This is a genomic window from Alteromonas sp. AMM-1, assembly GCF_047290655.1.
Taxonomy (GTDB): Bacteria; Pseudomonadota; Gammaproteobacteria; order Enterobacterales; family Alteromonadaceae; genus Alteromonas; species Alteromonas mangrovi.
Map to the genome: position 1 here is coordinate 1 of NZ_JBLBUE010000197.1, position 5,880 is coordinate 5,880.

At 47.1% G+C, this 5,880-nt stretch carries 9 protein-coding genes; 5 read left to right on the forward strand and 4 right to left on the reverse strand.

Features of this window, described 5'->3' with window-relative positions:
- Positions 1–263: 263 nt before the first annotated feature.
- Genes ACLR2L_RS18240 through ACLR2L_RS18260 form a run of 5 tightly spaced genes read left to right on the forward strand, consistent with a single transcriptional unit; the run spans position 264 to position 2,326 of the window.
- The gene (locus tag ACLR2L_RS18240) at positions 264–929 is read left to right on the forward strand and encodes a Bax inhibitor-1/YccA family protein (RefSeq protein ID WP_413370212.1); all 666 of its coding nucleotides are present in this window, start codon (positions 264–266) and stop codon (positions 927–929) included.
- Between the two features lie 56 nt (positions 930–985).
- Positions 986–1,372: a sulfurtransferase complex subunit TusD gene (gene tusD, locus ACLR2L_RS18245; protein WP_413370214.1), complete on the forward strand. Its 387-nt coding sequence runs from the start codon at positions 986–988 to the stop codon at positions 1,370–1,372.
- Positions 1,372–1,722, forward strand: a complete 351-nt coding sequence (tusC, locus tag ACLR2L_RS18250; protein WP_413370216.1) for a sulfurtransferase complex subunit TusC — start codon at positions 1,372–1,374, stop codon at positions 1,720–1,722. Before tusD ends, tusC begins: the two co-directional genes overlap by 1 nt.
- Positions 1,722–1,979 (forward strand): DsrH/TusB family sulfur metabolism protein, encoded by a 258-nt coding sequence (locus ACLR2L_RS18255; RefSeq protein ID WP_413370218.1) that lies wholly within the window; start codon positions 1,722–1,724, stop codon positions 1,977–1,979. Before tusC ends, ACLR2L_RS18255 begins: the two co-directional genes overlap by 1 nt.
- Entirely contained in the window at positions 1,964–2,326 is a 363-nt protein-coding gene (locus ACLR2L_RS18260; protein ID WP_370298017.1) for a TusE/DsrC/DsvC family sulfur relay protein, read from the forward strand. Before ACLR2L_RS18255 ends, ACLR2L_RS18260 begins: the two co-directional genes overlap by 16 nt.
- Positions 2,327–2,379: 53 nt before the next feature.
- On the opposite strand, the gene serS is transcribed toward ACLR2L_RS18260, so the two are convergent.
- The 4 genes from serS to lolA all read right to left on the reverse strand — a co-directional run.
- Entirely contained in the window at positions 2,380–3,675 is a 1,296-nt protein-coding gene (serS, locus tag ACLR2L_RS18265) for a serine--tRNA ligase (RefSeq protein WP_413370220.1), read from the reverse strand.
- A gap of 10 nt (positions 3,676–3,685) precedes the next feature.
- Positions 3,686–4,069, reverse strand: a complete 384-nt coding sequence (gene crcB / locus ACLR2L_RS18270; RefSeq protein ID WP_413370223.1) for a fluoride efflux transporter CrcB — start codon at positions 4,067–4,069, stop codon at positions 3,686–3,688.
- Positions 4,066–5,385, reverse strand: coding sequence for a replication-associated recombination protein A (locus ACLR2L_RS18275; protein ID WP_413370225.1), 1,320 nt, complete (start codon positions 5,383–5,385; stop codon positions 4,066–4,068). Before ACLR2L_RS18275 ends, crcB begins: the two co-directional genes overlap by 4 nt.
- A partial coding sequence (lolA, locus tag ACLR2L_RS18280; protein ID WP_413370227.1) for an outer membrane lipoprotein chaperone LolA occupies positions 5,385–5,880 on the reverse strand: 496 nt, incomplete at its 5' end. The genes ACLR2L_RS18275 and lolA, both read right to left, overlap by 1 nt.

Genomic DNA, 5,880 nt, shown 5'->3' on the forward strand with positions numbered 1-5,880 from the left:
CCGGGCTCTGCCAACTCTCCAAGTGGTGCGAATGTTAATGATATTTTTGTGGCTGTAAAGTGTTATTTTGCAAATTGTGGTTTGTTTGCTTGAGATTTACGCAAATCTACCTGGAATTTTATAAACATCATTAAAAAGTAAACAATTCATTACTTTGATAGCGTTTAGCTATTGAAATTCGGAACTAAAACCCATACAAATGCACTAAACTATAGCGTAATATGGTTTGCAACTTAGTTAGGTCTATCCTATTGGAGGAAACAATGGATAATCGTTCGGTGTATTCAACTGCATCAACACAGTCGGTTTTGGAAACCAACAAAGTACTTCGCAATACTTACTTACTGTTGGGCATGACCCTGCTGTTCAGCGCGGTATGTGCTGCAATCACTATGGCAATGGGTATTTCGCCTATGGTATCGCTACTGATGACCATTGGTGCGTTTATCACATTGTTTGTTGTTAATAAGAAAGCAGATACTGCATCAGGTATTTACTGGATCTTCCTGTTTACCGGGTTAATGGGCGGTTCTTTAGGTTACACCCTTAACTTCTATCTGGGTGTTGCTGGTCCAGGCCTGATTATGGAAGCACTAGGCGGTACAGCCTTGATCTTCTTCGCATTGTCGGCTTACGTTCTGACTACCAAAAAAGACTTTTCCTTTATGGGCGGTTTTTTAATGATTGGTATGCTGGTTGTGTTGGTTGCCGCCATTGCTAATATTTTCTTTTCAGTGCCTGCAGTTCATTTAGCCATCAGCTCAGCGATTATTTTCCTGATGTCAGGCTTCATACTGTTTGATACCAGCCGTATTATCCACGGTGGCGAAACAAACTACATTCGCGCTACGGTAGGTTTGTACCTGAACATCTACAATATTTTCGTATCTCTGTTACACATTTTAGGTGTGTTCGGTGGCGACGATTAATAAGCGTGCTTAAAGCTTAACGAGAAACACCCCGTTAAGGGGTGTTTTTGTTTACTATGACAACTATCTCTGTGCTGGTTACCTGCTCTCCGGAGCAAATAAACACAAGCCTCAATGCGTTAGCCTATTGTGAAGCTCTTGCTCAACACGCAACAATTGGCCAGGTTTTCTTTTATCAGCAAGGCGTTTTACACGCCAATGGCATGATTGCACCGGGTACCGGGGACATACATTTTCCGACGCGCTGGGCTACTCTGGCTAATCAATACAAGTTGCCTTTACGTGTTTGCGTAGGCGCAGCAACCAAACGCGGTATCATCGATCAAGAACAAGCGGATGAGTTGGGCATAAGCCAACCCACCCTTCACAGCAGTTTTGAACAGGTTGGGCTGGGTGAATTCTTTAGTGAATTGCATCAGTCATCTAAGTTGGTACAGTTCTAATGGCTACTATTGCAGTTATCCTTACCAACCCGCCATATGGCAATACAAACGCTTCTGAAGGCGTTGAGTTTGCGCTGGCGTCCACCAATTATGGTCATGAATGCAGCGTTTTCTTCGTGGGTGCCGGCGTGTTACAGCTTATGGCAAATCAACAGCCAGCCACACAAAAACACCACGCAAAACAGTTAAAGGTAATGCCATTTTACGACATTGAAGACTGCTATGCATGTGCGGCCTCGTTACTTAAACACAATATCTCAGTAGATACAGTGCCAATCGATATTCACCCTTTAACACCGGATGAATTACGTGCAACCCTGGCCACCTTCGATCACACGGTAACATTCTAATGCTAATAGTAATTAACCAATATTGTGATCTGAATGAGCTGGCAGCATTACTGGATGGACAAGCCGAAACTGCCACCATTATTTGCTGTGCTGATGGCGTGTACCTGACTGAACATATTATTAAAAGCTGGCCTCTCCTCTCTTGTTATGCCCTGACCGATGACTGTACCAGCCGGGGAATTAAAGCGTCTCAGACCATGAGTTTTTCAGAATGGGTAGCACTTTCATTACAACATCAACAATGGGTAGCACTTTAACCATGAGTCAGGCATTTTCATTTGAGTTTAAAGGCAAGGCTATCGCAACCGACAAACAAGGTTATTTGCTGGATTACTCACAATGGCATCAGGATATGGTGCCCGTATTGGCCGAGCAGGAAGGGATTGAATTAACTGATGCACATTGGGAAGTTGTGCGATTTGTTCGCGAATTTTACGAAGAGTACGAAACCAGCCCGGCGATCCGAGCCCTGGTTAAAGCTATGGCAGAGAAATTTGGCCCGGAGAAAGGCAACAGCCGCTATTTACAGCGGCTGTTTAAAAAGGGGCCAGCCAAACAAGCTACAAAGCTGGCGGGGCTGCCTAAGCCTGCCAAGTGTTTGTAGGCACATTTAATAGCCTACAAACTACTTTTAACAAACTTAAGCGCCTATGCGAATTACTTCGCAGTGATCTCGGTTACGCCACCCATGTAGCTTACCAGTGCTTCAGGCACTTTTACCGAGCCGTCTGCTTGCTGGTAGTTTTCCAGAATAGCAACCAAAGTACGGCCCACTGCCAAACCTGAACCATTTAACGTGTGTAGCAGTTCCGGCTTATTGGTTTCCGGGTTTCTGTAGCGAGCTTGCATACGGCGAGCCTGGAAGTCCAGCATGTTTGAACATGATGAAATTTCCCGATAGGTATTTTGCGCAGGCAGCCACACTTCCAAGTCGTAGGTTTTGCAAGAACCAAATCCCATATCGCCAGTGCACAGCAACACTTTGCGGTAAGCCAGTCCAAGCTTTTGCAAAATCGCTTCTGCATGTCCCGTTAGCTCTTCCAGTGCGTCAAAGCTATCTTCTGGCTTCACCAATTGCACCATTTCCACTTTATCGAACTGATGCTGGCGAATAAGCCCCCGTGTATCACGGCCATAACTTCCTGCTTCACTGCGGAAACATGGCGTGTGTGCGGCCATCTTAATCGGCAACTCTTTGGCTGCAAAAATTTCATCGCGGGCCAGGTTGGTTAGCGGCACTTCAGCAGTTGGGACCAGTGATAACCCCTGGCCCTCTTCAGTGGCAGGTTTGGTATGAAACAAGTCAGCTCCAAACTTGGGTAACTGGCCGGTGCCATACAAACTGTCTGCATTTACCAGATAGGGAACATACATTTCCTGATAGCCGTGTTCATTGGTATGCACATCTAACATAAACTGCGCGAGTGCACGGTGCAAACGAGCAATTTTGTCGCGCATAACCACAAAGCGGCTACCGGTTAATTTAACCGATGCTTCAAAATCCAGGCCTTTATTTAACCCTTCGGCGATGTCTACATGATCTTTCACGTCAAAATCGAACTGAGGAATATCACCCCATACCAGAATTTCCTGGTTTTCGGTTTCGTCTTTACCTACAGGCACACTTTCATGTGGCAGGTTTGGAATACCTTGCATTAACGCAGTGACTTCGGTGAGTACTTCGTTTAATTCTGCTTCTGCAGCGCTTAACTTGTCGCCCAGATCCGCCACTTCGGCCAACAATGGCGCAATGTCCTGTCCTTGTGCCTTAGCTTTACCAATGGATTTACTTCGCGTGTTGCGCTCGTTCTGCAGCTCCTGCGTTTTAATTTGCAGGGCTTTGCGTTTTTCTTCAAGGGCGTTAAAAGCTTCGACATCCAACGGGAACCCGCGACTAGCCAGTCGCTCAGCCGTTGAGTTAATGTCACTACGCAAACACTTTGGATCTAACATGTGAGTTTCTTTATCCTTTGGTTAATTCCACGGCAAGCCAGGCTGCTAGCAGGCAAGCACAAACGTTCAGTAATATATTGGCCAGTGCCTTAAGCCACAGACCATTTTCCAATAAGGTAAGGGTTTCAATAGTAAAAGTTGAAAAGGTGGTTAATGCGCCCAACAACCCTACTCCAATTAACGCTCGGTACGGTTGTTCCGCCAAATCACCGCGTTCGATAACCCCATACAGGGTCGCCAGTAAAAAAGAGCCGACCACATTGACGGCAAGTGTACCAAACGGCAAGGCTTTTCCAAACCAGGAATCGATTAAACCCGTACAGAAAAAACGCAAACACGCGCCTACTGCACCGCCACTGGCAATAAAAAGATATAAAGTCAGAGTATGCGTCATGAAGGCTTCCGTTTGTTATGACTTTGAAGATTGAGTTCGTCCAGATAATCACGCTTGGCTTTGAGGGCTTTTTCGAGACCTCGCTCGCTGGGAGTATAATAACGCGTTTCGGCCAGTTCAGGCGGTAAATATACTTCTCCTGCCGCAAACGCATAGGGTTCATCATGCGCATACCGGTACTCTGCACCATGCCCCATTTCTTTTAACAGTTTGGTCGGTGCATTACGCAAATGCACCGGAACCGGATAATCAGGGTGTTCACGTGCATCACGCATGGCTTGTTTAAAGGCAACGTAAACAGCATTACTTTTAGCCGCAAGCGCACAATATACCGCAGCTTGGGCAATGGCGCGCTCACCCTCTGCGGGCCCGACGCGGTGATATACATCCCAGGCATTGACTGCTATTTGCATGGCACGCGGGTCGGCATTGCCTATGTCTTCCGACACAATGGCTAGCAGTCTGCGCGCCACGTACAGCGCATCGCCACCGCCATTCAGGATACGGGCATACCAGTACAAGGCCGCGTCAGGATCAGAGCCCCGCACTGATTTGTGAAAAGCAGAAATCAAATCGTAAAAGGTATCGCCTTGTTTGTCGTAACTGGCAACTTTTTCTCCTACCGCTTGTTCAATATCTGCCAGTGAAATCTCACTGCCCTCAGTAAAATCACTGGCCAGTTCAAGGTAGGTGAGCAGCCGGCGCCCATCACCTGCCGATAACCCAATTAATGCTAAGCGGGCATCACTGGCAATACCAAGGTGTCGATTACCCAAACCTTTTTCGACATTGCCCAGTGCGCGATCTAACAACGCGCTTAACGCGTCATCATCAATGGCTTTAAGTACATAAACGCGAACACGCGATAACAACGCATTATTGAGTTCAAATGAGGGATTTTCGGTGGTTGCTCCAACAAATGTAACCAGCCCTGACTCAACAAATGGCAGGAAGGCATCCTGCTGCGACTTGTTAAAACGGTGAACTTCGTCAACGAACAACAAGGTTCGCTCACCCATCGACTGGTTTTGTTCGGCCTGATCCACCGCAGCGCGAATGTCTTTCACGCCGGAGGTTACCGCTGAAAGCCTGATAACCTGCGCCTTAGTGTAACGCGCAATCAGCTCTGCGAGGGTGGTTTTGCCGGTTCCCGGCGGCCCCCATAAGATCATAGAATGACAATGCCCGGATTCGAGCATTTTACGCAGAGGCTTGCCCTGCCCAACCAAATGTTGTTGCCCGACATAGTCGTCCAACAATTGCGGACGCATACGGGCTGCCAGCGGCTCGTACTGTGGTTGGGCAAATAAGGTCATTATCGCTGGTCGTCCAGCATGAAGCCATCTGGCACGTTTACGGTAAACTGCTCGGGTGATATCACCGCGTTGAATTTTCGCTTACTGAACTGGATCACGCTCTGTTGCTTCTGACTGTCCAACATAACTAAGCCGGTTAAGCCAGCTTCATCAAACTTCACGGTTAATGTGCGAATTTGACCATTGCCAGCAGTAGGCGACACATTAAATGCGTTGTTGTCTACCTGAGTTATGCTGTATTGCTGCCACAGTTCATCACTATTGCTGGTAAGCAGTACCATTGGGTTATTTTCTATCGCCTGCTGCTGCGACATTACAGTAACCTGCTCCACAAAGAAATCGACATGCCACACCGATTCACCATCTGCAATTAATGATGTTTCATCTGGCAATACGGTTTCCCAGCGCAATTTGTTCGGACGCGTCATGGTAATGGCGCCCTGTGCTTCATGTACCGTTTCGCCCTGCTCGTCTTTTACTGTTTGACTAAATTCA

Bases quoted from the DNA above. Each gene is read 5' to 3' on its own strand.
- tusD (WP_413370214.1), top strand. From the start codon at position 986: ATGACAACTATCTCTGTGCTGGTTACCTGCTCTCCGGAGCAAATAAAC.
- ACLR2L_RS18240 (WP_413370212.1), top strand. From the start codon at position 264: ATGGATAATCGTTCGGTGTATTCAACTGCATCAACACAGTCGGTTTTG.
- crcB (WP_413370223.1), bottom strand. From the start codon at position 4,069: ATGACGCATACTCTGACTTTATATCTTTTTATTGCCAGTGGCGGTGCA.
- tusC (WP_413370216.1), top strand. From the start codon at position 1,372: ATGGCTACTATTGCAGTTATCCTTACCAACCCGCCATATGGCAATACA.
- serS (WP_413370220.1), bottom strand. From the start codon at position 3,675: ATGTTAGATCCAAAGTGTTTGCGTAGTGACATTAACTCAACGGCTGAG.
- ACLR2L_RS18255 (WP_413370218.1), top strand. From the start codon at position 1,722: ATGCTAATAGTAATTAACCAATATTGTGATCTGAATGAGCTGGCAGCA.
- ACLR2L_RS18275 (WP_413370225.1), bottom strand. From the start codon at position 5,385: ATGACCTTATTTGCCCAACCACAGTACGAGCCGCTGGCAGCCCGTATG.
- ACLR2L_RS18260 (WP_370298017.1), top strand. From the start codon at position 1,964: ATGGGTAGCACTTTAACCATGAGTCAGGCATTTTCATTTGAGTTTAAA.